Here is a 25,818-nt window from a genome sequence, read left to right as displayed (position 1 = left end):
CCGAGCCCCGATCCCACGGGGTTGGCTTCGGTTGTGGCGTGTGGGACGGGCGGGATTGGCGGCCCGCCGCCCCGATCCGGGCTGATATAGGAGCGCGGTTTCGGCCCTGCAAGCGAGGCCCTCACGGGAAGGAGAGCAATGTCGGAGCCACGGGAGCCTGCCCTGAACGTGCGCGGCGTGGCCGTGTATCCCGGCCTGCTCGACCGCCCCGCGCAGGAGGCGATGGTGCAGGCGGTGCGCCGCGTGGTCGAGGCCGCGCCGCTGTTTCGCCCGGTCACGGCGCGCGGGCGCGAGATGTCGGTGCGGATGACATCGGCAGGCCGCGTCGGCTGGGTATCCGACCGCCGGGGATATCGCTACGAGCCCCGCCACCCCTCGGGCGCCCCGTGGCCGCCGATCCCGCCGGAGGCGCTGGCGGTCTGGCGAGCCGTCTCGGGCGATTCGGCCGACCCCGATTGCTGTATCGTCAACTTCTACGACGCGGGCGCGAAGATGGGGATGCACCAGGATCGCGACGAGGCCGATTTCGCGCATCCCGTCGTGTCGATCTCGCTGGGCGACGACGCGCTCTTCCGCATCGGCAACCGCGAGCGCGGCGGAAAGACCGAGTCGCTCTGGCTGCGCTCGGGCGACGTGCTGGTGATGGGCGGCAAGGCGCGTCTCCTGCACCACGGAATCGACCGGGTGAAGCCCGGCACCTCGACGCTTCTGCGCGAGGGCGGCCGCCTCAACCTGACGCTGCGCGTCGCGCTGTGAGCGCGCCGCAAGGGGTGCGCATCATGCCTCGGCCGGCCGCGCCTGGCGCCGTCGTGCCAGAGTCGCAAGCCCACCGATGGCAGCGAGCAATGTCCAGACGCTCGCGGGAAGAGGGATGATCGGAGGCCCCGAGACCACTTCCAGATCCTCGGAGCGAAAGAGGATACCCGATCCGCCGTCCGGCCCGAGGTCGATCTGCCCTATGAAGGTCTCGAACGCACCGAACCGGGCGAGGGCGCCGCCGAAGGAGTCGTTCGGTATCACGTTCGGCGGGTCCCGGCCGATGATCTGGAAGCCCCCGGCGAAGGCCGATACGGGACGAGAGATCGGCGAGCCGTCCGACCTCCGGGTGCTCGCGATCGTCGTACTGGACGTAGAGATGCCGGTCTCGACGAATTGGCTGATCGACAGCGTATCGTTGCCCCCATGGGTCGTGTCGTCGACGACGCCGGCCCTCGGGATCGCGCTGTCGAATTCGAAGGTCGTTCCATTCAGGACGATCCGCACGAGGTAGTCGATTCCACGAGTGGCGTCGTGCCTGTAGTCGGTTCTGTTCGGAAAAGCGTTCTGAAGCTCAAATGACGCAGGGTCAAATTTGACGGTCATGGCGAACGGGTCGCCAATGTCGGCAAAGGCGGAGACGGACGCACGGTCGTAGGTTTCCGACCGTTCGTCGAAGCGGATCCCCGTCACCGTCCCCGCGAAACCCCATTCGATGGGCGCCGCCGGCGCGGAGAGTGGAAAGATCATGGCAAGAACCGCAAGGAACCGCTGCATCGGTCACCTCCTGCTCGGCATACTGAACGCACCATGATTGCATACCATAAAATGCCCTAGGGTAAAACTCTAGGACCGCACTGCGGGTCGGGCGAGTCCGTGCGCACGGGGAACGCCCGATTCGCGCGGCGCCGCTATACCCCGCTCCCGACGCGTCCCTGCGGGACCGGCCGCCGGGCCGGCGCGCCTGTAGCCCAGCCGGCCACCGGCCCTCTCGCGAGGGCGGTCCGACAGGCCGATGTACCGCGAGAGTACCGATAATGACCGACGGTCCGGGGCCGCGCGCCCCGGGCAACCCGGATCCGGCCAGCGACGGCGCCGTCCCTGCGGCTATCCAGATGCACGGCCCGGCCCCCGCCACGACGGCGCGGGCGGGAGCGAAAGAGAGCGGCGACGAGGCAGCGACCCCGTGGGCGCACCCGCCCGTCTCGCCATGCCGCTATTGCGACGACAGCGTGCAGCAGCCCGAGAGCAGCTCGACCTCGCCGCCCGTGCGCCGCACGATGCCCGCGACCCAGCCCCACGGGCGGTCGCTCATCCCGTCGGAGCACGAGGCGGCGACGACGGAACCCGACAGCGTTGCGCCTGCGCCCGTCTCGGCCCAGCCGTAGACACGGGCGTCCGACGAGGGCGCCGAGCGGTCGGCCGCCACCCCGAACGACCGCTCCTCGCCGGGCGACGACCATGTCGCGCCGCCCTCGCCGAAGGTCACCGACCAGAACGGCTCGGTGCCGATACAGCGCATGCCGGGCGCCATGCCCGCCTCGCCGAGGTAGCGTCGCTCGAGAAAGGCGAGCGACACCCAGCCCTCGCCCTCGGGCAGGCCGATCCGGCCCCAGTTCGCGCCGTCGTCGAGCCCGATCACCTCGACCCGCCGCCGGTCGGGCGGCAGCGTCGCCACCACTTCGGCCGAGGCCGAGGGCGCGGCGCGCACGTTCAGCACGTCGCCCTCTGCCACCCCCGCGACATCGTAGAGCCGGGGCACGAACTCCTGCGCGGGGGCCGGCCCGGCGGCGAGGATGAGGGCAAACAGTGCCGCACGTCTCACCGCTTCGCCTCCCAGCTGATCGAGGCGGTGCGCCGGGTGTAGAACTCGCCCATCAGGCCGAGGAACATCAGCCCGACGGACAGGTAGAGCGGGTAGCTCACCGACGAGAAATGCGGGTTGTAGTTCAGGAAGATGTAGCCGCGTGCCTGGTCGATCGTGTGGAACAGCGGGTTCCAGGTGAAGAAGACGAGGATGTATCCCGGCATCGCGTTGGCAACGAACATCTTGCCCGACGCGATCATGTTGGCCCGCGAATAGACCTGGGAGACCACTTTCACCACATCGGGGATCCACGGCTTGAGCGCGTAGAAGACCATGCCGATGGCCGCGCCCGAGAACCACGCGAGCAGCACCATGCCCATCGCGCCCACGGGGTCGTGGATGGTGATGGGCACGAAGGCCGCGTGGTACACCCACAGCACGACCACCATGGAGAGCACCTGGATGTAGAGCGACGACAGCGCCGCCGCAGAGACCGCCACGATCGGGTTCATCGGCGCGTGCTTCATCATCGGGCTCGAGGGCCCCTCGGCCCCCACCACGGCCGACATCGCCTTGGTATGGGTCATGAACAGGAACACGCCCGACATGATGTAGAGCAGGAAGTCGCCCCGGATCGCCGAGCCGCGCAGCCCCAGAAGCGAGAACATGAAGAAGAAGGCCATCACGAAGACGACCGTCTGCATGATGTTGAGCAGGATCCCGATCACCGCGTTGCCGTGGTCGCGCCGCAGGTGGCGCACCGTGGCATGGTAGATCAGGTCGGCCAGCTGCAGGGCCGAGCGCGCCCGCTCCCCGCGCGACGAGGCGCTGTCGCCCGCGAGAGGCCGTGCATGGCGGGTCGCATCTGACATTCGCGCTCCCTATGGGGGTATTCGGGCAGGACTTTGGCAGCGTGCCCTTGCCCCGCGGTTACCGGCGAGGATAAGCCGCAGGGATCGCACCCGGCAATGTCGCCGTCGCGGCAGGAAGGAGCCCGCCTTGGACCATGACCGTCTCGCCCTGACCCTGCGCCGCCTCGCGCTCGAGGCCGGGGCGACGATCATGCAGATCTACGAGGCCCGCGACTTCGAGGTGCGCGCCAAGGCCGACGCGAGCCCCGTGACCGAGGCAGACGAGGCCGCCGATGCGCTGATCGCCGCGGGCCTCGCCGCGGCGTTTCCCGGTGTTCTGGTGGTGACCGAGGAGCAGGCCGCGACCCATGCCGAGCACGCCGACACCTTCCTCATCGTCGATCCGCTGGACGGCACGAAGGAGTTCGTGCAGCGGCGCGGCGACTTCACCGTCAACATCGCCTATGTCGAAGGCGGGGTGCCGATCCGCGGCGTCGTCTACGCCCCCGCCCGCGGCCGCCTGTTCTACACCGATGCCGCGGGCCGCTCGGTCGAGGAGGCGGGCCCGCACGACCCCGACACGCCCGGCGAGATCCGGCCTCTCTTTGTCGCCAAGCCGGACAACGCCGCGCTGCGGGTGGTCGCCTCGAAATCGCACCGCGACCAGGCCACCGACGACTACATCGCGCGCTACGACGTGGCCGAGTTCGCCTCGGCCGGCTCGTCGCTCAAGTTCTGCCTCGTCGCCTCGGGCGAGGCCGACCTCTATCCGCGCCTCGGCCGCACGATGGAGTGGGATACCGCCGCCGCCGACGCGGTGCTGCGCGGCGCGGGTGGACGGATGCTGCGCTTCGACGATCACGGCCCCTTCACCTACGGCAAGCCGGGTTACGAGAACCCGTTCTTCATCGCCTGCGCGCCGGGCGTCGAGTTGCAGCCGGCGGGCTGAGTGCGGGCGCTCATCGTCATCCCCGCGCGCTATGCTTCGCAGCGCTATCCGGGCAAGCCGCTGGTGGGGCTGCGGGGAGCCACCGGCACCGTCAAGCCGCTGATCCAGCGCAGCTGGGAGGCGGCGTGCGCGGTGCCGGGCGGGCACCGGGTGGTGGTGGCGACCGACGATTCGCGGATCGCGGGCGTGGCCGAGGCGTTCGGCGCCGAGGTGGTGATGACGTCGGAGCAGGCGCGCAACGGCACCGAGCGCTGCGCCGAGGCCCACGCCGCGCTTGGCGGCGGCCATGACGTGATCGTCAATCTTCAGGGCGACGCCCCGCTTACCCCGCCGTGGTTCGTGCCCGCGTTGCTCGACGGGCTGGCGGCCGACGCGGGCGCCGCGATGGCCACGCCCGTGCTCCGCTGCACCGGCGCGCAGCGCGCGGCCCTGATCGCCGACCGCGCCGCCGGGCGCGTGGGAGGCACCACGGCCGTCTTCGGCGAGGGCGGCCGTGCGCTCTACTTCTCCAAGGAGGTGCTTCCCTTTTCGGCCGCCACCTACGGCGATGCCGAGCCGACGCCGGTCTTTCACCATGTCGGCCTCTACGCCTACAGGGCCGAGGCGCTCGCGGCCTATCCGGCCCTGCCCGAGGGGCGTCTCGAACGGCTCGAGGGGCTCGAGCAGCTCCGGTTCCTGGAGGCGGGTCTGCCGGTGGCCTGCGTTGACGTGGATGCGCGAGAGCGGCCATTCTGGGAGTTGAACAACCCCTCGGACGTCTCCGTGATCGAGGGGATGCTGGGCGAAGCCGGTCTCGAATGAGGCACCGCTGCGAATCGGCGCGGCGGATGTCAGGTTTAACCCGGATTAACCGTGCTTCAACGCCCGGCGACCTATATGAAGGCAGCACGGGCAGGGCGGCACAGACGACAGCGACCAGAAGGGACGACGCATGCAACGCAAGGTGACCAAGGCAATCTTTCCCGTGGCCGGGCTCGGGACGAGGTTCCTGCCGGCCACCAAGTCCATCCCGAAGGAGATCATGACCCTCGTCGACCGGCCGCTGATCCAGTACGCCATCGACGAGGCCCGCGCCGCCGGCATCACCGATTTCATCTTCGTCACCTCGCGCGGCAAGTCGGCGCTGGAAGACTATTTCGACAGCGCGCCGGAACTCGAGGCGACCCTGAAGGAGAAAGGCAAGGACGGCCTGCTGCGCATGCTCAACGAGACGACCATGCCCTCGGGCGCCATCGCCTATGTCCGCCAGCAGCAGCCCCGCGGCCTCGGTCACGCGGTCTGGTGCGGCCGGCGCCTGGTCGGCGACGAGCCCTTCGCCGTCATCCTGCCCGACGACGTGATCGCCTCCGAAAAGCCGTGCCTGCAGCAGATGGTCGAGGCCTACGAGGCGGCGGGGTCGACCGGCTGCATGGTCGCCGCGATGGAGGTGCCGCACGACAAGACCTCGGCCTACGGCATCCTCGACGTGGGCGACGATGCCGGTCCCGTGGTCGGCGTGCGCAAGATGGTGGAAAAGCCGAGGCCGGAAGACGCGCCGTCCAACCTCGCCGTCATCGGGCGCTACATCCTGCCGCCCTCGGTGATGGACACGCTCAACGAGGTCGATCCCGGCGCGGGCGGCGAGATCCAGCTGACCGACGCCATCGCCCGGGAGATCGACGGCTCCGGCGTCTGGGGCTACCGTTTCAACGGCCAGCGCTTCGATTGCGGGTCGAAGGCCGGCTTCCTCCAGGCGACCGTGGCCTTCGGTCTCGCGCGCGACGACCTGAACGGCGAGTTCGCGGACTACCTGTCGGAGCTGTCGGCGGTGCGCGACGCCGCGCAGTAGGGGCTTGCAGCGAGGGGCCAGATGACGACCATCCTCGTCACCGGCGGTGCCGGCTACGTCGGCGCGCATGCCTGCAAGGCGCTGGCGCTCGCGGGGTATACCCCCGTCGCCTTCGACAACCTGTCGACCGGGTGGGAGCAGTCGGTCAGGTTCGGCCCCCTGGAGCGCGGCGACCTGACCGACCGCGAGAGCGTCGACCGCGCCTTTGCGCGGCACCGCCCCGCCGCCGTCATGCACTTCGCCGCGCTGAGCCAGGTCGGCGAGTCGATGGCCGATCCCGGCCGCTACTGGCGCGAGAACGTGCTCGGCGCGGTCAACCTTGCCGAGGCCGCGGTGGCCGCCGGCTGCGATCGCTTCGTCTTTTCCTCGACCTGCGCCACCTATGGCGACCAGGACGGCGTCGTGCTGACCGAAGAGACGCCGCAGCACCCGATCAACGCCTACGGCGCCTCGAAGCGCGCCATCGAGGAGATTTTGCGCACCTTCGAGGCCGCCCACGGCCTGCGCCACGTGATCTTCCGCTACTTCAACGTGGCCGGCGCCGATCCCGAGGGCGAGGTGGGCGAGGATCACGACCCCGAGACGCACCTGATCCCGCTGATGCTCGACGCCATCGCCGGGCTGCGGCCGGCACTGACGCTCCACGGCACCGATTACGACACGCCCGACGGCACCTGCATCCGCGATTTCGTGCATGTCTCCGATCTCGTCGACGCGCATGTGCTGGGGTTGCACTGGCTCGAGGCGGGCAAACCCTCGCGCGTCTTCAACCTCGGCACCGGCAAGGGCTTTTCGGTACGCGAGGTGGTCGAGCAGTCGCGCGCCGTCACCAATCGCGAGGTGCCGGTGGTCGAGGGGCCGCGGCGCCCGGGCGACGCGGTGCGCCTCGTCTCCGGCTCGACCCGCGCGATCGAGGAGCTGGGGTGGCGCCCCGCCCGTTCGACCCTGCCGCAGATGATCGCCGACGCCTGGCGCTGGCACCAGTCGCCCCGGAATGGACGGGCCTGACGCGCCGGCCGGGCGCCGCGAGACCATGACGGCGCCGGAGGACATCCCCGGCCCCCTGACCCGTGCGGCGCAAGCCTACCGCATGCGGTGGAAGCGCCGCCGCCTGCTCTTCCGCGCCTGGCGCAAGCGGGGCGAGCTGGCGTGCGTCACCCCGCTCCGGCCCGTGTCGAAGGCCGCCGTGCTCTGCCTCGCCACCGTTCGGAACGAGGCCGCGCGCCTGCCCTTCTGGCTCGCCCATCACCGTCGGATCGGCGTCGACCGGTTCCTCGTCGTCGACAACGCCAGTGATGACGGCACGCGCGACCTGCTCGCGGCCCAGCCCGACGTGGCCCTGTGGGAGACGCGGGCGAGCTATCGCGCCGCCCGCTTCGGCGTCGACTGGCTGGGCTGGCTCGCCCGCCGCCACGCCGCCGGCCACTGGGTGCTGACGCTCGATGCCGACGAGCTGTTCGTCTATCCCCACTGGGAAGAGCGCCCGATCACGGCGCTGGCGGCCGAGCTCGACCGCCGCCGCCAGCCCGCGCTCGGCGCGCTCATGGTCGAGCTCTACCCCGAGGGCCGCCTGTCGGGCACGCCCTACCGCCCCGGCGACGACCCCGTGCAGGCGCTCCCCTGGTTCGATGCCGGCCCCTACCGCGCCCGCCGCCAGCGGCCCGCGCGCAACCTCTGGGTGCAGGGCGGCCCGCGCGAGCGTGTCTTTTTCGGAGACGATCCGCGCCGCGCCCCCACATTGAACAAGCTTCCGCTGGTCAGGTGGCGCGGCACCCACGCCTATCTCAACTCGTGCCACGCGCTGCTGCCGCCCCGCCTCAACCTCGCGTGGGAGGGGCCCGGCGACCCGCGGCTGTCGGGCGCGCTGCTTCACACCAAGTTCCTGAATACCATCGTGCAACGCTCGGCCGACCCCGATCATCGGGCCGAGCATTTCGGCGACCCGGCCCGCTTCGGCGCCTACCACGACGCGCTCGCCGCCGACCCGGTGCTCTGGCACGACAGGGCCACCCGCTACGAGGGCTGGCGGCAGCTCGAGCGGCTGGGGCTGATGTCGTCGGGCGGATGGACGTGAGCGAAGGCTTCGCGTAGCCTTTCGCGTGCGTGGGGGCGCGCGCCTGCCGCCGCATGAAAGGCGGTCAGGGAAAACGGAGGGTTAACCTCTGATGGGCAGGATCGCGCACGTGACGCGAGGGGCAAGCAGGCAGGGCTGACGGCTGGGCTGGATCCACTCATATCGCCTGCGCTGGCGCCGTCGCGGGCTCTTGTGGCGCTCGCTGCGGCGGCGCGGCCAGCTCACCGCCGTGGCCGACCGAACGGGCGCGACCGGCGCGCGCGACGTGCTGCTCTTCGCCTGCCTGCGCAACGAGCGCATCCGCCTGCCGTATTTCCTCGACTATTACCGCCGCCTCGGCGTCGGCCATTTCCTCGTGGTCGACAACGGCTCGATCGACGGCTCGGCCGAGTTTCTCGCGGGCCACGACGACGTGTCGCTCTGGCGGGCCGACGGCAGTTATGCCGCCGCCCGCTTCGGGATGGACTGGGTGGGCGCGCTGCTGTTCCGCCACGGTCACGGGCACTGGTGCCTGACCGTCGATGCCGACGAGTTCTTCGTCTATCCGTTCTGCGACACGCGCCCCCTGCCCGCCCTCACCGACTGGCTCGACGATTGCGGGCTGCGGTCGTTCTCGGCGATGTTGATCGATATGTATCCGAAGGGGCCGGTGGACGAGACCCCCTACGCCGAGGGGCAGGATCCTTTCGAGATCGCGCAATGGTTCGACGGGTCGAACTACACGATCCAGCGGAACCCCGACCTGCGCAACCTGTGGATCCAGGGCGGCCCGCGCGCCCGCGCCTTCTTTGCCGACCGGCCGGCGGCGGCACCCGCGCTCAACAAGATTCCGCTGGTGAAATGGCGGCGGCGCTATGCCTACGTCCATTCCACCCACATGCTGCTGCCGCGCGGCCTCAACCTCACCTACGACCAGTCGGGGGGCGAGGCGGCATCGGGCGCGCTCTTGCACGCCAAGTTCCTGCACACGATCCGCGACAAGGCGGCGGAAGAGGCCGAGCGCGGCGAGCATTACGACGGCGGGCGCGAATACGCCGCCTACCGCGCCGGGCTCGAGCACTCGCCCGACCTGTGGACCGAGTGGTCGGAGCGATACATCAACTGGCGTCAGCTCGAGATCCTCGGCCTCATGTCCAAGGGGAACTGGGCGTGAGCGTCGGCTTCGTCATGCTGGTTCACACCGCGCTCGACCGGGCGGCACAGGTCGCGCGCCACCTCGCCGCCTCGGGCTGCCCCGTCGTGATCCATGCCGATCGCAAGGTGCCGCGGTCCGCGTTCGAGCCGTTCGCGCAGGGGCTGGCGGGCGTGCGCGGCATCGCCTTCGCCAGCCGCCGCCACCGTTGCGAATGGGGCATGTGGGGCATCGTCGGTGCCACGCTCGACGCCTGCGGCGACCTGCTGACGGCCCACCCGGGCCTGCGCCATGTCTACCTCTGCTCGGGATCGTGCCTGCCGTTGCGGCCCCTGCCCGAACTGCAAGCCTACCTCGCCGCCCGACCCGAGACCGACTTCATCGAAAGCGTCACGATCGACGACGTGGTCTGGACGAAGGGCGGCTTCGACCGTGACCGCTTCGCCCTGCGCTTTCCGGTACCGTTCCGCCGGCACCGGCGGCTGTTCGATGCGGTGACGGGCGCACAGAAGCGGCTCGGGCTGACCCGCCCGCTGCCGGAGGGGATCGCGCCGCATCTCGGCTCGCAATGGTGGTGCCTGTCGCGGCCCACGCTCGAGGCGATCCTGCACGACCCGCGCCGGCGCGAGCTCGACCGCTTCTTCCGCTCCGTCTGGATCCCCGACGAGAGCTATTTCCAGACGCTGGTGCGCCTGCATGCGCGCCGGGTGGAGAGCCGGTCGCTCACGCTGTCGAAGTTCGACCATTTCGGGCGCCCGCATTCGTTCTATGACGACCATCTGCAACTGCTGCGCCGGTCCGACTGCTTCTTCGCGCGCAAGATCTGGCCGTGGGCCGACCTGCTCTATGCCTCTTTCCTGTCGAACGACCCCAAGGTGACCAGGAACGCCGAGCCGAACCCGGGCAAGATCGACCGGCTGTTTTCCCGCGCGACCGACCGGCGGGTGCAGGGGCGGCCCGGCCTCATCATGCAGAGCCGCTTTCCCGCCCGCCGCCTCGACGCCGCGCGCACCGCCGCGCCCTACTCCGTCTTTGCCGGCTTCGCCGAGACGTTTCCCGGCTTCGAGGCGTGGCTGGGCAAGACTACGGGGCTACGCGTGCACGGTCACCTCTTTGCGCCGGGGCGGGTGGCGTTCGCGGGCGGCGCGCAGGTGCATAACGGCTGCCTGTCGGACAGTGCCGCGCTCCGCGACTACAACCCCGAGGCGTTCCTCGCCAACCTCGTCTGGGCCACGCGGGGTGAGCGCCAGTGCTTCATGTTCGGCCCGGCCGACGCGCAGGAGGTCATGCGCTTCGTCGCCGGCGACCCCAACGCGCAGGTCTCGATCGTCGCGGGCGCCTGGGCGCTCACGCTCTTCGCCCGCGAGCAGGCGGGCGAGCTGACCGGCAGCGCCCTGCGCAAGGAGGCCGCGCGCCTGCAGAAGGTCGAGCTCGCGTATCTTGCGCTGATGCGGTCGGGCTGGGTCAAGGCGCGCGTCCGGGCATGGGGCCTCGCCGAGTTCCTCGAGGCCCCGATGGAGAATCTCGCCCCCATCCTCGACGAGATCGCCCCCCGCGCCCCGCGCCGGCCGACCGAGGCGCCGGTGCTGGCGTCGCTCGACGGGTTCGGTGCCTTCCTGCAGCGGCTCAGGAACGACGGGATGAACCTGCACCTGCCGGGCGACTTTCCCGTCGGCCATGCCCCGACGCCGCCCGGCGACGCGCGACCGCGCCCCTATCTCGTGCGGTAGCCGATGGCGGGCCGGTTCGACCTGTTCGTGGTGATCGCCGGGATGCGCACCGGCTCGAACGCGCTGGAAGAGGCGATCAACCTCTATCCGGGCCTTGCCTGCCACGGCGAGGCGTTCAACCCGGCCTTCGTCGGCCACCAGGGCGAAGCAGAGATGTTCGGCGTTGATCTCGCCGGCCGCGAGGCCGATCCGATGGCGCTGATCCGCGCGATGCAGGCGGGCACCGAGGGCCTTGCCGGTTTCCGCTTCTTCCACGACCACGATCCGCGCGTGCTCGACGCGGTGCTGCCCGACCCCCGGGTGGCCAAGGTGGTGCTGACGCGCGACGCGCTGGACAGCTACGTGTCGCTCAAGATCGCCGAGCGCACGGGCCAGTGGAAGCTGACCGACGCGAAAGACCGCAGGGTGGCCAGGGCCCGCTTCGATGCCGCCGAGTTCGAGGCGTTCCAAACGGCTCAGGAGGGGTTTCGCGCCCGCGTGCGGCGCGTGCTGCAGGAGACGGGCCAAGCGCCCTTTGCCATCGACCATGCCGAGCTCGGCGAGGTGGCGGTGCTCAACGGGCTCGCCCGCTTCCTCGGGGCGGATCACAAGCTGGAGAGGCTCACCGGCAAGCTCAAGCGGCAGAACCCGGAGCCGCTGGAGCAGAAGGTGGAAAACCCCGGCGAGATGGCGGCGGCGCTGGGCGCCCGCGCCGCGCCGGCTGCGGCCCTCGAGCCGTCACGGGGGCCGGGCGTGCGGGGCTGGGTGGCGGCCGTGTCGGCGCCGCTTCTCCACATCCCCTGCCCCGGTGGGCCGGAGCGGCGCGTCGAGGGGTGGCTCGCCGGGTTCGGTGGCGGAGTGGAGCGCGACTTCACCCAGAAGACGCTGCGCCAGTGGAAGAATCGCAACAAGGACGGCCGTGCCTTCGCCGTCGTCACCCACCCGCTGGAGCGGATGCACCGGGTGTTCTGCCGCCACCTGCTGCCCGCGGGCGAGGGGCCGTTCGCCGCTGCCCGCACCGCGATGCGCGAGCGCTACGGCGTGCCGCTGCCCGAGCACGGCCCCGGCCCGGGCTGGGATGCGGCCGCGCATCGGGCAGCGTTCATGGGCTTTCTCGAGGTGGCGCGTGCGACCAATGCCGGCCAGACCAGCCTGCGCGCCGACCCGGCCTGGGCCAGCCAGCATGCCCTGCTGGCAGGCGCGGCCGACCTGGTCGTGCCGGACGTCGTGCTGCGCGAGGCAAGGCTGGACGAGGGGCTGACCTGGCTCGCCCGGCAAGCGGGCTGTGCCGCGCCGCCGCCCGTACCCGATGAGCAGGAGGCATCGCCCGTGCCGCTGGCCGCGATCCACGACGAGGCGCTGGAGCGCGCAGTGCGCGACTTGCACAACCGCGACTACATGGCGTTCGGTTTCCGCCCCTGGGGCAAGGGCGGTCAGGGCTAGGCCCCCTGGGTCAGGCGGCGGCCGAGGACTGACCCTCGGTCAGCACCGTGTGCAGCGTGTCCGCGAGGCCGTTGGCGCGCAGCTTTCCGCAGATCGCGGGGTCGCGCATGGTGCGCGAGACGAGCGCCAGCGCCTTGAGGTGCTGCACGCCCGCCTCGGACGGCGCGATCAGCGCGAACACCAGGTCGACCGGCTGCCGGTCGACCGCATCGAACTCGATCGGGTGCTCGAGCTTGAAGAACAGCCCGCGCACCTCGTCGACGCCGGCCAGCCGGGCATGCGGCAGGGCGATGCCGTGGCCGACGCCCGTCGGCCCCAGCGCCTCGCGCTCGATCAGCGCCTCGGCGCAGCCCGCGCCCGCGCAGCCGTAGACGTCATGCGCGACGTCGCCGATCTTCTGGAACAGGCGCTTCTTGCTCATCGTCTCGGAGACGACCCTGACCGCCTCCGGCTTGAGGATGTCCGAAAGGTTCATTGCCTGCCCTCGTTCCTCGCCCGGCGCCTCTCTCTGCCGGGCGCCTCTCTCAGGTGGCCTGTGGGTCGATCCAGCCGATATTACCGTCGTCGCGCCGATACACGACATTCACGCCGTTATGCCCCTCGTTGCGGAAAACAAGGATCGGGGCGCCTGCCAGTTCCATCTGCATGACCGCTTCGCCGACCGAGAGCGCGGGCACCCGCGTCTCCATCTCGGCGATGATCATGGGCTGCAGGCTCTCCGGCTCGTTCGCCTCGTCCTCCTCCTCGGATCGGGCGAGGATATACGAAGGTGCCGCCAATACTTCAACCGGCTCCTTCCGGGTGCGGTGATGATCCTTCAACCTGCGCTTGTAGCGTCGCAGCTGCTTTTCCATCTTCGACGCGCAGGCGTCGAAGGCGGCGTAGATCTCGGTGGCATGCGCCTTGGCCTGCGCCGTCAGCCCGGTCGAGAGGTGCACCACCGCCTCGCAGACATACTCGTGAGCGTTGCGCGAGAAGATCACGGTCGCGTCGGTCGGGCGCTCTGCATACTTGGCCACGACCGCGTTGAGCTCGGTCTCGACATGGGTCTGCAGGGCGTCGCCGATGTCGATCTGGTGTCCGCTGATCTGGTAGCGCATGGGGTCTCCTCCGGTTGTCTCCCGGCCGGCGGTCGCGGGCCGGGTCATGCGCGCCTCCCGGCGCCGTGCGGGTGCGCGCCGTCGCTCACTCCCTGACCCCGGCCGCGCCCAGACGGGCACGACGGGCGAGGCGGCGGCGGCGGTCCGACGAGTTCGGGATGGACAGGCATTTGCGATACTTGGCGACAGTTCTCCGGGCGATGTCAACGCCGCCCTCCCGGAGGTAGTGTGCGATATCGTCGTCGCTCAAGACCGTATCGACCGTCTCGGCCGACACGATGTCGCGCATCCGCGCCTGGATCTCGGCAGAAGAGATGCCCCCCTCTCCTGCGCCGGTCTCGCCGCTGCCCGCCTCCAGCGCGGCGGGGAAGTAATCCGAAAGCGGCCGCGTGCGCCCCTCGAACAGGAGCGCCCGACCCCTGACCGCACGTCCCACGGTGGACGGGTGCAGACCGAGGCGCGCGGCAACCGCAGCGCGCGACAACGGCCCCGGTGCCCGCGCCCGGCCGAGGAAGTGCGCCGATTGCGCCTCGACGATGGCCTCGCCCACCGCGCGCAGGGTGTGCGCGCGGAACCTTGCGGCGGAGCAGACGCGCCGCGCGGCGGCGAGCTGGGCAGCGACGAAGTCGCGCGTCGCGGCATCGCCCGTGGCGCGGGCGCGGCCGGCCAGCCCCTCGTCGAGGCGCAGGCGCGCGGCGGGGTCGTCGAGCAGAGTCACGACGAGGCGCCCGCCCGCCTCGCGGGTGACCAGAAGCTCGGGCGCCATCGGGGCAGCGCCGCCGGCGTCGAAGGCCGCGGCCGGATCGGGGTTGAGCCGGGCGATCCGGGCGGCGAGCGCGCGCGCCTCCGCCTCCGACTCCCCCAGCGCGCGGGCGGCAGCGGCGAAGCGCCCCTCGGCCAGGGCGGGCAGGGCGGCGTGGATGCTGGCGGCGCGGGCGGCGCTCTCGCCCTCCTCGATCAGTTGCAGGCAGATGCATTCGCCGAGGTCTCGCGCGCCCACTCCGGTGGGGTCGCAGGCCTGCAGCGCGGCGCGGGCCGCGGCCACCGTTTCGGCGTCGGCGGCCGTCTCGGCGGCGAGTTCGTCGTCGCTCTCGGTCAGCAGGCCGCGGCCGTCGAGCGCGGTGGCGAGATAGGCGGCGAGCGTGGCCACGGGCTCGGGAAGGCCCATGCAGGCGATCTGCTCCTGCAGGTGGCGAACAAGGCTGACGGGCTGCGCGACGTCCGACAGGTAGGGGTCACCCTGGCCCGCGCCGCCCGGCGCGGGGGCGGGTTCGAGCACGAGGAACGCGTTCTCGATCGCCAGTCGCTCGAGATCGGCACGCAGGTCGGCCGCGGGCATCGCCAGCAACTCTACCCCCGTCCGCGGACCCGCCGAGAGCGACGGGCGGATCGTCGTGCGCAGGTACAGCCGCGGCTTCTGGCCCATCGCCTACATGATCCGGAAGTTCTGCCCCAGATAGACGCGGCGCACGTTCTCGTCGCGCACCACCTCTTCGGGCGTGCCCGCCATGATGACCGCGCCGTCGTGCAGGATGTAGGCGCGGTCGACGAGGCCCAGCGTCTCCTGCACGTTGTGATCGGTGATGAGCACGCCGATCCCGCGGGTGGCGAGATCGGTGACCATCTGCCGGATGTCGCCGACCGAGATCGGATCGACGCCGGCGAAGGGCTCGTCGAGCAGCAGGTACTTGGGCTCGGCGGCGAGGCAGCGCGCGATCTCGACCCGCCGCCGCTCGCCGCCCGAGAGGGCCAGCGCCGGCGCCCGGCGCAGGTGCTCGATGCCGAACTCGGCGAGCAGCGCCTCGAGCCGTTCGCGCCGCTTGTGGCGGTCGCGCACGGCGATCTCGAGGATGGCGGTGATGTTCTCCTCGACCGTCAGGCCGCGGAAGATCGACACCTCCTGCGGCAGGTAGCCGATGCCGAGGCGGGCGCGGCGATACATCGGCAGCGTCGTCACGGTGCGGCCGTCGATCTCGACCAGCCCCGATTCGGGCATGACGAGGCCCGCCACGGCGTAGAAGCACGTCGTCTTGCCCGAGCCGTTGGGGCCGAGCAGCGCCACCACCTCTCCCCGTGCCAGCGAGAGCGACACGTCGCGGATCACGGGCCGGCGGCGAAAGCTCTTGCGCAGCCGCTCGACCCTCAGGCCCTGCCCGCCGGGGGCCACGGTGAGGCGCGGGCCGCTCACTCGCCGTCGCCTTCTTCAGGTGTGAAGACGACGCTCACGCGCCCCTCCATCACGCCGGTTGCGTCATCGACGTTGACGGTCAGCCGCTCGCCGGTGATCGCGCTGTCGGGGCGCGTGAGCAGCACGTCGCCCGTCATCACCACCATCCCGTCGGCCAGGGTGTAGACGGCGCGCTCGCCCTCGGCGGCATCCTCGCCGTTGACGAGCACGACGTTGCCGGTGGCCTCGACGCGGCGCACCTCGGTCTCGCCGGCCTCGTTGTCACCATAGGATACGTCGACCCGCTCGGCCGTCAGGCGCAACGCCCCCTGCACGATGCGCACGCTGCCGGTGAACAGCGCGGTGCCGTCCTGCTGGTCGAATTCGAGCTGGTCCGACGTCACCTCGACGGGCTGGCCCGAGGTATCCTGCCCGTCGCCGAACTGCACCTGCGTGCCCTGCGCGAGCGCGGCGCCGGCGAGGGCGACCGACACGAGGGCGAGGGTGAGCGCGCGAAACAGGGGGGGCAAGGGCATCTCCGGGGTCAGTCGGCGGCGGCAGGCGGGCCGGCGTCGGCACCGGCTTCCGTCGGGTCGTATACCAGCCGCACGCCACCGGTGAAAGTGACGTGGCCCGCGGGCGGCCCGTCTTCGGGGGTGATGGCGCGCATCGTGCCGGCGTCCAGCCTCAGGCCCGGCCCGACGATCCGCACCGGCACGGGGCTCACCGCGCGGGAGCCATCGAGCGCCGCCTCGAGCCGCTCGGTGCGCAGCACCCAGCCCTCCGATGTCACCACCCGCACATCGCCGGTGAAAGTGCCCTCCTGCGCCCGGCGGTCGACCAGCCCGCCCGCGGCGGCAAGCGTGGTGCGCACGCCATCGGCCGCATCGAGGGCCACGGCAAGGTCGGTCACGTCGAACAGGTCGGGGTCGGCGGCACGTGGGGTGGCCGTCTCGGCCGTCACGGTCAGCGCGCCGCCATCGTCGGTGACCGACGTGTAGGTGGGGGCGCGCAGCAACCGTTTCTGCAACATTGCGCGCAGCTCGTCGGCGTCGAGCGCCTCGGTCACGTCACGCCCCGAATCGCCGGGAAAGAGGAAGAGCGTCGAGAGCAGCGTCAGCGCCGCCAGCGGCAGCGCCACCTTCACCCAGGCGACGAAGCGCGAGTAGCGGTTGTCGGCGCGCGGCGGGGCCGGGGGAGGTGCGGGCGCGGAATCGGGCGGTCGGGCCATGCCCCGCTCATACCACGCCGGCGCGCAGGCAGTCGTGGATGTGAATCATGCCCTCGGGCCGCCCGTCGCCGCCCGGGGCGACGGCGAAGAGACAGGTGATCTTGCGGGCGTTCATCTGCGCCACGGCCTCCTCGGCCAGCGCCTGCGGCGAGATGGTGCGGGGTGCGCGCGTCATCACTTCGGCGGCGGTGCACTCGAGCAGCCCGTCGAGGTGCCGCCTGAGGTCGCCGTCGGTGACGATGCCGGTCAGTCGCCCCTCGGGGTCGGTCACGCCCACCACGCCGAAGCCTTTGGCCGACATCTGCACAAGGGCCTCGCCCATCGCGGTATCCTCGGTCACCAGCGGCAGCGCCTGCCCCGTATGCATCAGGTCGGCCACGCGCGCGAGCCGCGCGCCGAGGCGCCCGCCGGGGTGGTAGTCGCGGAACATCTCGGGGGTGAAGCGGCGGTGCTCCATCAGCGCCACCGCCAGCGCGTCGCCCAGCGCAAGCGTCATGGTGGTCGATGTGGTGGGCACGACGCCGGTGCCGCAGGCCTCCTCGACCGTGGGCAGCAGGAGCGCCACGTCGGCCCGCGTCAGCAGGGTCGAGCCCGCGCGCCCCGCGACACCGATCAGCGGGATGCCGAAGCGCCGGGTGTAGGCGATCATGTCGGCCAGTTCCGGCGTCTCGCCGGAATTGGACAGCAGCAGCGCCACGTCGCCCCGCGTCATCATGCCGAGGTCGCCGTGGCTCGCCTCGGCGGGGTGGACGAAATGGGCGGGCGTGCCCGTGGAGGCGAGCGTGGCGGCCACCTTGCGCGCGATGTGGCCCGACTTGCCCATGCCCGAGACGATCACGCGGCCCCGTTCGGCGAGGATCAGCCGCGCGGCCTCGACGAAGGCGCCCCCGAGCGATGGCCCGAGCGATGGCCCGAGCGTTTCCCCGAGCGCCTCTCCGAGCGCGGTCAGCGCCGTCGCCTCGCGCTGCACCACCCGCCGGCCGGTAGCGAGCAGGGTGGCCGGGTCGGGCTGCTCTGCGTGGGGGGGCTCGGGCGTGTCCATCGGCGTCGGCGCTCGCTCGCGTCAGTGCGAGAAGATGTCGGTCTCTGGCCAGCCTGCGAGGTCGAGCCGGGCGCGCGTCGGCAGGAACTCGAAGCAGGCCTGAGCCAGATCCGTCCGCCCCTCGCGGGCGAGCCGTTTGTCGAGTTCCTCGCGCAGACGGTGCAGGTAGAGGACATCGGAGGCGGCATAGGCCTGCTGCGCCTCGCTCAGCGTGTCGGCGCCCCAGTCGGAGGTCTGCTGCTGCTTGCTGAGGTCGATGTCGAGCAACTCATGGCAGAGGTTCTTCAGCCCGTGCCGGTCGGTGTAGGTGCGCACCAGCTTCGAGGCGATCTTGGTGCAGTAGACGGGTGCGGCGAGCGCGCCGAGCGCCTGGTAGAGCAGCGCGATGTCGAAGCGTCCGTAATGGAACAGCTTGAGCCGCTCGCGGTCGGTCAGCAGGCGGGCGAGGTTGGGCGCTGCCGTCTGGCCGCGCACGATCTGCACGAGATGGGCATCGCCGTCGCCGGCCGAAAGCTGGACGAGGCACAGGCGGTCGCGGTGAGGGATCAGCCCCATCGCCTCGGTGTCGATCGCCACGACCGGGCCGAGGTCGAGCCCCTCGGGCAGGTCGCGCTGGTGGAGGTGAATCGTCACGTGCGCGCTTCCCTTGTCGCGCGCCCGGGGGCGGCCGCGGCCGGCCGCGGCGCGCCATGGGCGCGCTTCGTGCAACCCGTTTCGGCCGCCGGTGTCAACCGTGTCGCGGGAACAGGCCGTTGTCCGGCACGTTGAACACGGCATGGAATATGAATGCGGAGACGAGACCGGCGCGCGGGCCACGCCCTCCGATGCCCCTGCGCCTGTCGTCTTTCTGCACGGCCTGTTCGAGAGTCCAGCGATCTGGGAGCCGGCACGCCGCGCCCTGCGTGCCCAGGGTATCGAGACCTTCGCGCCCCCGCTGCCTGGCCACCGGTCCGACGCGGTGCGCCGCCCGGCCTCGCTGGGGATGCATGCCCGCGACGCGCCCGCGCGCCACATGGCCGAGGTGCTGCGGCTGGTCTCGGGCGGGCGCCGGGTGCGCCTGGTGGGCCACTCGCTCGGCGGTCTGATCGCGCTGATGATCGCACGCGACCACCCCGACATGGTGCAGGACGCGATGGTGATCGGCGCGCCGCATGCGGGCGACGCGGGCCGCGCGGCGGGGCTGGCCACGCGGCTCTTTACCGAAGTGCCGCTGATCGGGCCGATCTCGGCGCGATTGCTGCATCAGCACTGGCTGTCGGATGCCGAGCGTTTCCAGTTGTGGTTCTCGCGCTCGCTGGCGCCGGGAGAGTGCATCACCGGCCTGCCCGCGCGGGTGCGCGACGAGTTGCGCAGTGGCTGCCCCGAGACGATGCGCGACATGGCGGTGTGGATCAGGGCGCAGGCGACGCTCGAGAGCTTCGCCGCGCTGCAGGTGCCGGTGACGGTGACGGTTACGGCGCGCGACCCGGTGGTGACCGCCGAACACCAGCTCGCCCTCGCGCGGCGTCTGCCGGGGGCGCTGGCGCAGGTGATCGACAGCGGCCACCTGCCGATGGTGGCGGCGCCGGCGCTGTTCCAGCGCACCGTCGCCGCGTGGGCCGCGCACCCGCGTCCAAGGCTCGAGCCGCCGGTGGCGAAGACGGCCGATCTGCCCTCCGAGACGCGGCAGGAAGCGGTGCGGATGGGCGCGGCCTCGCCCGAACGGCGGGCCGCCGGCAGCCCGGCGCCGCCCCTGCCCGGTCCGGCGGCGCCCGAGCCGGGGCTGCCCGCGGGCTAGCCGCGCGCCCGCCCGTCCCTGCCCCGCCCGTCGCTAGCCCGCCCATGCCTCGCCCAGCAGCAGGCCGCCGCCGGACAGGCCGACATAGCCGACCGTCTCGGCGACATGCCCGAGCTCGGCGTCGGCGCTCTGATCCTCCTGCACCGTGAAGCGCGCACCGCTTTCGTCGAGGCCCTCGACGCGGGTGACCGCGGGGTCGGGCCCGGCAAACCCGACCATCTGCGACAGAAGCAGCGGCGGCGCGGCGAAGTCGGCGTCGAAGGCGTGATCGGCACCGGCATCGGTCACCACCGGCCCGGTCGTGCCGGCCTCGAAGGTGATCAGGCCATCCTGCCCCTCCCACAGGCCGGTGCCGGGGTCGATCGCCATCCAGCCTACCTCCTGCGGGGGCTGGGGCAGGCCGTTGCGCGCCTCCTCGGCCTCGAGCGTGACGCGGAAGCCCGTGGCGCTCGCTCCCGTCTGCCGCGTGTCGAGAAAGTCGATGCCCGGCACTTCCTGCACCTGCGCCAGCGTCAGCGGTACCCCGTCGAAAGGGGCGGCGAACGTCACGTCGGTCATCCCCGCGCCGCCCCGGGCCGAGACGGTGGTGGTGCCGACCTCGAGGCGCGTGCCGTCGGCCAGCTGCCAGGCCCCGGCCTCGACCACCATCCACGACACCTGCTCGGCCGCATGCGTGCCGTCGAGCGATAGCGGCTCCTGCATGGCGAGGGTCAGGCTGTCGGACGTGAGCGCGGCGATGCGCACGGTGGCGGGCTGCCAGCCGTTGGTCGTGGTGGCGGCAGCGAAGACGACCGGATTGGCAAAGGCGTGCGACAGCGCGATGGTCACCGGCTGATCGCTGACCGCGGCCGTGCCCGCCTCGGCGACCACCGGGGCGCGGGTGAAGCCCTGTAGCGTGCCCGAGGTCTCGAAGGCGAGGTAGTCGAGCCGCTCGGCGAGGTGCCCTGTCTCGGTATCGAGGCTCTGTTCCTCCTGCGCCCAGCCGGTGAAGCCCGCGGCGTCGACCCCCGAGAGGCGCGGCATGGCCGGATCGAGGCCGAAGGACGTGGCGAGATTGGCGACGATGCCGGGCGCCGTGTCGAAGGCGGTGGCGAAGTCGTGCCGCGCGCCCGCAGACGAGACGCCCGTCGCGGTGCCGGCCAGCCAGTCTATCCCCGACCAGGTGCCGCCGCCGGCCTCGATCGCCATCCAGCCCACCTGCTCGACCGCGTGACCGCCCCCGTTCAGCGCTTCCTCCTCCTGCAGGGCGATGGAAAAGCCCGCCTCGGTGACATCCTTGTGCCGCGTGACCACCCAGTCGGGGCCGTTGCGCGTCATCACCGTCGAGAGGAGCACCGGCGGCGCGTCGAAGCCCGCGCCGAAGCGCACCGCGTCGAAGCCAGCGGTGCTGAGGCGGCCGGTGGAGTGCAGGCCGGCCTGGATCACCGTGCCGTCGGCCAGTTCGTGGCGCCCCGCTTCCATCACCACCAGCGTCACGTCCTCGGCGGCGTGACCGCCGTCGAGGTAGTTCGGCTCCTGCAGGCGCAGGCGGGCGCTCGTGCCGGTCACGTCGGAGAACCGCACCGTGACGGGGTCGGGCCCGGCAAAGCCCGCGCCCTGCGCCACGATCACCGGGGTGTCGTAGGTGTGGGTGAAGGCGACGATCTGCTCCATGTTCGACACCGACAGCCGGTGCACCTCGCCGATGGGCGCGCGCGCGACCCCGCCGGTGGCTGCCACCTGCCCGGCGGGCAGGCCGAGGGCCAGGTAATCGACCGTCTCGGGGGCGTGACCGGTCTCGAGGTCAAGGCTCCGATCCTCCTGCGCGCGGGCGGTGAAGCCGGCGGCGTCGCGCACCGGCAGGCGCAGAACGGCCGGATCTGGCCCGGCGAAGGACGAGAGCGCCGCGACGAGGCCCGGCGGGCCGTCGAAGGCGGCCGCGTAGTCGTGCCGGGCCGCGGCCTCGCCCGCCAGCGGGCCGGTGCGCCCGGCCTCGAAGGACGCGGGCGCGTCGCCCGGGGCGAGGGCGGTGCCCCGACCGGACTCGACGGCGAGCCAACCCACCGTCTCGGACCCCCGTGGCGTGAGGAGCTCGGTCTCGACCGCTTGCAGCGCGACGCCGAGGCCTCCCTCGTCGGCGCCCGACTGGCGGGTGAAGACATAGTCGGGGTCGTTTCCCGTCTGAACCTGGGTGAGCGCGGCAGGCGCCGTGTCGAAGCGCTCGGCATAGTCGATGCGCTCGAAGCCCTGGGGCGTCGTCCGGTCGGTGTCGAGCGTGCCGGCCTGCACCAGCGTGCCGTCGGGCAGGCGGTGGGCGCCCGCCTCGACGACGATGAGCGTCACCTCTTCGGGCGTGGGTGGCGCGCCCAGATAGGCGGGCCGGTCGAGCGAGAGTGTGACGGTCGTCTGCGTGACCTCGTGGATGCGCACGGCGACGGGTGCGGTCCCCGCCTCGCCCGGCGCGCCGGCGAAGGCCACGGGCGCGTCGAAGCGCCAGCCATGCGAGACTGTGAGGGGGTCGGCGCCCAGCGTCACCCGTTGCGCGACCCACACCGCGCCCTCGCGGGTCTCCGGCGCGAGCACGGCATCGGCGGTGCCGATGTCGCCCTGCGTCAGCCCGTCGAACGCGACCGTGACCCCGCCGGGAAGCGAAAGAGCGGCCTGTCCGCTGCCGGTGGCCGAGAGGGCAGCGAGCGCGTCGGCCCTGTCGAAGGCGGTGAGGTCGAGCCGGTCGGTGCCGGGCACGAAGTCTGCCACCGTGACGGCGCCGGCGTCGCGGCCGATCGCGAAGGTGTCCGCGCCGTCGCCGCCGGCGAGCGTGTCGTCGCCCGCGCCGCCCGACAGGGTGTCGTCGCCCGCGAGGCCATAGAGCACCTCTGACGCCGCGCTGCCCGTGACCGCCTCCGCCCCGGCGGTGCCGAAAACGATGGGGGGCGGCAGCGTCACGGCCTCGAAGCTGCCGGCGACGGCCCCCTGCGCCGAGAGCGGGTCGATCCGCCCGGCCGCGGTCAGCGGCACGGTGATGTCGATCAGCGCCTCGCCGGTTTCCCATGGGCCGCTGAACTCCGCGGTCAGGTCGAGCACTTCGACCGGGCCGACCCGTTCGCCGCCAATCGTGATGGTGCCGGCGCGCGTCAGGTCGATCACTCGCGTTCCGATGCCCGTGGCCGACAGGGCGAGGTCGAGATCGACCGGGCCGGCGGCGAAGGCCGGCCCGTCGTTGACGAGCGACAGGACAACCGCGCCATCGGTCACCTCGGGCCGGAGGGAGAGGTCGGCCGCCACCGGACCGTCGACCAGGGAGAACAAGGTATCGGCGCCGAGGCCGATCAGGTCGGCCGTCTGGTAGATGCGGCCGTTGCCCAGCGTGTCGTAGACATGGACCGAGGTGATGCCGACGGGCCCCGGCGTGGCGTCGCCCGCGACCGCGAAATCGCGCGCGACGGTGCCGGTGCGCCATGTCTGGCCGGCATCGGGGGCGATGAAGAACGAGATGAAGGGGAAGGCCGCGCCGGGCAGCGCCCGGTCGAGATAGACCTGCGCCCAGGCGATGCCGCTGTCGTCGGTGGCGGAGAGCGCCACCGGGAAGGTGACGGCGCCGCCGGAGACGTCGATCGTGTCGGGCAGAACGAGATTGGTCAGCTCCGGCGGCTGGATATCGGGGGTGCCGCCGGTTACGGAAAAGCCCGTGTCGAACCCCGCGTCGGAAAGTGCGGCGGCGTCGTAGGCGAGGCTCCGTCCGTGGATGTCCCAGACGCGGGCACCGGCGAGCGTGACCTGCCCGTTCAGGCTGGCGCCGGTCAGGGTGAAATCGCGCACCACCGCCCCGGCTTCGAACGTGCTGGCGCCTTCGGGCCGCAGCATGACGCTCAGGCGCGGGCCGTCGGGCGTGACGAGAGGCGGGTCGAAGACGAGTTCCACAGCCGCCACCTCGGTATCGTCGGTGGCGGTGACGCTGGCGGTGAGCGTGCCGCTCCCCGACGCCACATCGACGGTGTCGGTGAGCGACAGCGCGGTGATCTCGGGAAAGAAAACGTCGCTTGTGCCCCCCGCGATCTCGAAGCTTGTGCCGAAGCCGAGGAGTTCGAGCGCGTTGGTGTTGTAGAGACGCGAGTTGCCCGCCTCGTCCCACACCCAGACGCGGGCGACATCGACCGTGCCCGGGCCGGCCCGGCTGTCGATGGTGAGCGTGGCGCTTACCGGCCCCGCCGCCCACTCCTGCGCGGTGGCGTCGATGTAGGCGAACGCGGCAAGGCTGGCGGGCCCGGTGACGCCGCGATCGAACTCGACCACCACGTAGTCGATCGCGGTGTCGTCGGTCGCCGCGACCGTGATGGCGAGCGGCGCGTCGCCGCCAGCGATGTCGACGACGTCCGACAGGGTGAGAGAGCTCAGCGTGGGGGCGGCGGAATCCGGCATGGGCGAGACGCCTGTCCTCTTTGTGTCAATCGGGCGCTGCCGGGCCGGCTGCGCGAGAGCCGCGCCGCAGCGCATCTGCCGGACACCTAGAAACAAGTTCGTTACCGAGCCGTTAGGGACGCGCGCTGACCTTTCGGCATCGGCGTGACGGACGGCGTCGCGGAGGCGGGCTTGGTGAACAGATCGTTTCCGCGGCGTGGCCGGCATTCCCGCATTTCGGCCGCATTTCGGGGCGAGGCAGAGGGTCCGGGCGCTCAGGCGGGCGGGATTGTTCAGGAAGTTGCGTAAGGGGTGAGACGGGGTGAACTCGGACGACGGCGACAGGCGACAGGCCGGATCCTCTCGGTGGCACTTTGCGCGGGGCCTCGTGCGTGGGGCCGCCATGGGGTCGGCCCTGTCGGTGCTGCTCCTTGGCGCGGTCGTGCTCGCGGTGCAGTGGCCGGCTTCCGACAGTGTCCGGGCCGCGAGCACCGAGTGAGCCGGCCCTGCGGGAACGGCGGCGCCCGCTCGATGCCGGATGTCCGGGTTCCGCCCGGCCGTCGCACAGGTTGACCCGCCGGTGGGGGAGACCTAGACCACCCGCGACGCGACCGGACCGAGCGACGCCACCCCGATGCCAGAGCTTTCGAAGCCCGCTTCCTTCCAGGAGGCCGTCCTGCGCCTGCAGACCTACTGGGCGGGCCAGGGCTGCGCGCTGCTGCAGCCCTACGACATGGAGGTGGGCGCGGGCACGTTCCACCCCGCCACCACGCTGCGCTCGCTCGGCACCCGGCCCTGGGCGGCGGCCTACGTGCAGCCCTCCCGCCGGCCGACCGACGGGCGCTACGGCGAGAACCCCAACCGCCTGCAGCACTACTACCAGTTCCAGGTGCTGATCAAACCGTCGCCGCCCGACCTGCAGGAGCTCTACCTGGGCTCGCTCGCCGCGATCGGCATCGACTTCGCGCTCCACGACATCCGCTTCGTCGAGGACGACTGGGAAAGCCCCACGCTCGGCGCGTGGGGGCTGGGCTGGGAGGTCTGGTGCGACGGGATGGAGGTGAGCCAGTTCACCTACTTCCAGCAGGTCGGCGGGCACGATTGCCGGCCCGTGTCGGGCGAGCTGACCTACGGGCTGGAGCGGCTGGCGATGTATGTGCTCGGCATCGACCATGTCATGGAGATGCCGTTCAACGACCCCGGCGCGCGCATCCCGCTGACCTACGGAGACGTCTTCCGCCAGACGGAAGAGGAATACAGCCGCTTCAACTTCGACGTGGCCGACACCGACATGCTCCTGCGCCACTTCGAGGAGGCCGAGCAGGAGTGCGCCGCGATCCTCGACGCGCCCGACGTCGATCCGCGCACGGGGCGGCGGATCGTCATGGCGCACCCGGCCTACGACCAGTGCATCAAGGCCTCGCACATCTTCAACCTGCTCGACGCGCGGGGCGTCATCTCGGTCACCGAGCGGCAGGCCTATATCGGTCGGGTGCGCGCGCTGGCCAGACGCTGCGCCGACGCCTTCGTGCGGACCGCGGCAGGGGGATTCGAGGCAGAGGGCGGATCGTGACG

23 protein-coding genes are annotated in these 25,818 nt (G+C 71.6%); 11 read left to right on the top strand and 12 right to left on the bottom strand.

Annotated features, from left to right (window positions below; genetic code table 11):
- Positions 1 to 138 precede the first annotated feature (138 nt).
- Positions 139 to 756 carry an alpha-ketoglutarate-dependent dioxygenase AlkB family protein gene (locus tag DLJ49_RS06380; protein ID WP_115392700.1) on the top strand — a complete coding sequence of 206 codons (618 nt, stop codon included), beginning with the start codon at positions 139 to 141 and terminating at the stop codon, positions 754 to 756.
- A gap of 21 nt (positions 757 to 777) precedes the next feature.
- On the opposite strand, the gene DLJ49_RS06375 is transcribed toward DLJ49_RS06380, so the two are convergent.
- The 3 genes from DLJ49_RS06375 to DLJ49_RS06365 all read right to left on the bottom strand — a co-directional run bounded on the left by DLJ49_RS06375 (position 778) and on the right by DLJ49_RS06365 (position 3,435).
- Positions 778 to 1,533 carry a VPLPA-CTERM sorting domain-containing protein gene (locus DLJ49_RS06375; RefSeq protein ID WP_115392699.1) on the bottom strand — a complete coding sequence of 252 codons (756 nt, stop codon included), beginning with the start codon at positions 1,531 to 1,533 and terminating at the stop codon, positions 778 to 780.
- Between the two features lie 439 nt (positions 1,534 to 1,972).
- Positions 1,973 to 2,581: a COG3650 family protein gene (locus DLJ49_RS06370; protein ID WP_158547411.1), complete on the bottom strand. Its 609-nt coding sequence runs from the start codon at positions 2,579 to 2,581 to the stop codon at positions 1,973 to 1,975.
- Positions 2,578 to 3,435 (bottom strand): ABC transporter permease, encoded by an 858-nt coding sequence (locus tag DLJ49_RS06365; RefSeq protein ID WP_115392698.1) that lies wholly within the window; start codon positions 3,433 to 3,435, stop codon positions 2,578 to 2,580. The genes DLJ49_RS06370 and DLJ49_RS06365 overlap by 4 nt, the downstream gene beginning before the upstream one ends.
- 127 nt (positions 3,436 to 3,562) lie before the next feature.
- Here DLJ49_RS06365 and cysQ point away from each other — a divergent pair, with 127 nt between their 5' ends.
- The 8 genes from cysQ to DLJ49_RS06325 all read left to right on the top strand — a co-directional run bounded on the left by cysQ (position 3,563) and on the right by DLJ49_RS06325 (position 12,549).
- On the top strand, positions 3,563 to 4,363 hold the full coding sequence (cysQ, locus tag DLJ49_RS06360; protein WP_115392697.1) for a 3'(2'),5'-bisphosphate nucleotidase CysQ: 801 nt from the start codon (positions 3,563 to 3,565) through the stop codon (positions 4,361 to 4,363).
- Positions 4,364 to 5,164, top strand: a complete 801-nt coding sequence (locus DLJ49_RS06355) for a 3-deoxy-manno-octulosonate cytidylyltransferase family protein (protein ID WP_115392696.1) — start codon at positions 4,364 to 4,366, stop codon at positions 5,162 to 5,164.
- A gap of 130 nt (positions 5,165 to 5,294) precedes the next feature.
- Positions 5,295 to 6,191, top strand: coding sequence for a UTP--glucose-1-phosphate uridylyltransferase GalU (gene galU, locus DLJ49_RS06350; protein WP_115392695.1), 897 nt, complete (start codon positions 5,295 to 5,297; stop codon positions 6,189 to 6,191).
- A gap of 21 nt (positions 6,192 to 6,212) precedes the next feature.
- Positions 6,213 to 7,199, top strand: coding sequence for a UDP-glucose 4-epimerase GalE (gene galE, locus DLJ49_RS06345; RefSeq protein WP_115392694.1), 987 nt, complete (start codon positions 6,213 to 6,215; stop codon positions 7,197 to 7,199).
- Entirely contained in the window at positions 7,186 to 8,265 is a 1,080-nt protein-coding gene (locus tag DLJ49_RS06340; RefSeq protein WP_233488785.1) for a glycosyltransferase family 2 protein, read from the top strand. The genes galE and DLJ49_RS06340 overlap by 14 nt, the downstream gene beginning before the upstream one ends.
- Positions 8,266 to 8,407: 142 nt before the next feature.
- A complete protein-coding gene (locus DLJ49_RS06335; RefSeq protein ID WP_115392692.1) occupies positions 8,408 to 9,418 on the top strand; it encodes a glycosyltransferase family 2 protein in 1,011 nt (336 codons plus the stop codon).
- Positions 9,415 to 11,127, top strand: a complete 1,713-nt coding sequence (locus tag DLJ49_RS06330) for a DUF5927 domain-containing protein (protein ID WP_115392691.1) — start codon at positions 9,415 to 9,417, stop codon at positions 11,125 to 11,127. Before DLJ49_RS06335 ends, DLJ49_RS06330 begins: the two co-directional genes overlap by 4 nt.
- A 63-nt stretch (positions 11,128 to 11,190) precedes the next feature.
- Entirely contained in the window at positions 11,191 to 12,549 is a 1,359-nt protein-coding gene (locus tag DLJ49_RS06325; RefSeq protein WP_369932500.1) for a nodulation protein NodH, read from the top strand.
- A 10-nt stretch (positions 12,550 to 12,559) separates the two neighbouring features.
- Here DLJ49_RS06325 and DLJ49_RS06320 read toward each other — a convergent pair whose 3' ends face one another.
- The 8 genes from DLJ49_RS06320 to DLJ49_RS06285 form a co-directional block, all read right to left on the bottom strand.
- Entirely contained in the window at positions 12,560 to 13,024 is a 465-nt protein-coding gene (locus DLJ49_RS06320; protein WP_115392689.1) for a PTS sugar transporter subunit IIA, read from the bottom strand.
- A 49-nt stretch (positions 13,025 to 13,073) separates the two neighbouring features.
- Positions 13,074 to 13,649, bottom strand: a complete 576-nt coding sequence (gene hpf, locus DLJ49_RS06315) for a ribosome hibernation-promoting factor, HPF/YfiA family (RefSeq protein WP_115392688.1) — start codon at positions 13,647 to 13,649, stop codon at positions 13,074 to 13,076.
- Between the two features lie 85 nt (positions 13,650 to 13,734).
- Positions 13,735 to 15,075 (bottom strand): RNA polymerase factor sigma-54, encoded by a 1,341-nt coding sequence (locus DLJ49_RS06310; RefSeq protein ID WP_115392687.1) that lies wholly within the window; start codon positions 15,073 to 15,075, stop codon positions 13,735 to 13,737.
- A 3-nt stretch (positions 15,076 to 15,078) separates the two neighbouring features.
- Entirely contained in the window at positions 15,079 to 15,837 is a 759-nt protein-coding gene (gene lptB, locus DLJ49_RS06305) for an LPS export ABC transporter ATP-binding protein (protein WP_115392686.1), read from the bottom strand.
- Positions 15,834 to 16,352 carry a lipopolysaccharide transport periplasmic protein LptA gene (gene lptA / locus DLJ49_RS06300; RefSeq protein WP_115392685.1) on the bottom strand — a complete coding sequence of 173 codons (519 nt, stop codon included), beginning with the start codon at positions 16,350 to 16,352 and terminating at the stop codon, positions 15,834 to 15,836. The genes lptB and lptA overlap by 4 nt, the downstream gene beginning before the upstream one ends.
- Positions 16,353 to 16,360: 8 nt before the next feature.
- A complete protein-coding gene (locus DLJ49_RS06295) occupies positions 16,361 to 17,047 on the bottom strand; it encodes an LptA/OstA family protein (RefSeq protein ID WP_115392684.1) in 687 nt (228 codons plus the stop codon).
- A 7-nt stretch (positions 17,048 to 17,054) separates the two neighbouring features.
- Positions 17,055 to 18,089, bottom strand: a complete 1,035-nt coding sequence (locus DLJ49_RS06290) for a KpsF/GutQ family sugar-phosphate isomerase (protein ID WP_115392683.1) — start codon at positions 18,087 to 18,089, stop codon at positions 17,055 to 17,057.
- A 21-nt stretch (positions 18,090 to 18,110) separates the two neighbouring features.
- Complete coding sequence (locus DLJ49_RS06285) at positions 18,111 to 18,722, bottom strand: ribonuclease D (RefSeq protein ID WP_115392804.1); 612 nt, start codon at positions 18,720 to 18,722, stop codon at positions 18,111 to 18,113.
- A 142-nt stretch (positions 18,723 to 18,864) separates the two neighbouring features.
- On the opposite strand from DLJ49_RS06285, the gene DLJ49_RS06280 reads away from it, so the two are divergent.
- Complete coding sequence (locus tag DLJ49_RS06280; RefSeq protein ID WP_115392682.1) at positions 18,865 to 19,866, top strand: alpha/beta fold hydrolase; 1,002 nt, start codon at positions 18,865 to 18,867, stop codon at positions 19,864 to 19,866.
- 33 nt (positions 19,867 to 19,899) lie between these two features.
- On the opposite strand, the gene DLJ49_RS06275 is transcribed toward DLJ49_RS06280, so the two are convergent.
- Positions 19,900 to 24,264: a calcium-binding protein gene (locus tag DLJ49_RS06275; RefSeq protein ID WP_115392681.1), complete on the bottom strand. Its 4,365-nt coding sequence runs from the start codon at positions 24,262 to 24,264 to the stop codon at positions 19,900 to 19,902.
- A gap of 613 nt (positions 24,265 to 24,877) precedes the next feature.
- Here DLJ49_RS06275 and DLJ49_RS06270 point away from each other — a divergent pair.
- Complete coding sequence (locus tag DLJ49_RS06270) at positions 24,878 to 25,816, top strand: glycine--tRNA ligase subunit alpha (protein ID WP_115392680.1); 939 nt, start codon at positions 24,878 to 24,880, stop codon at positions 25,814 to 25,816.
- The last annotated feature ends 2 nt before the right edge of the window (positions 25,817 to 25,818 follow it).

This window comes from Rhodovulum sp. 12E13 (assembly GCF_003340565.1).
GTDB lineage: Bacteria > Pseudomonadota > Alphaproteobacteria > Rhodobacterales > Rhodobacteraceae > HLUCCA09.
Note: the sequence above shows the minus strand (reverse complement) of the source record. Positions and strands in the feature narration are given on the sequence as shown.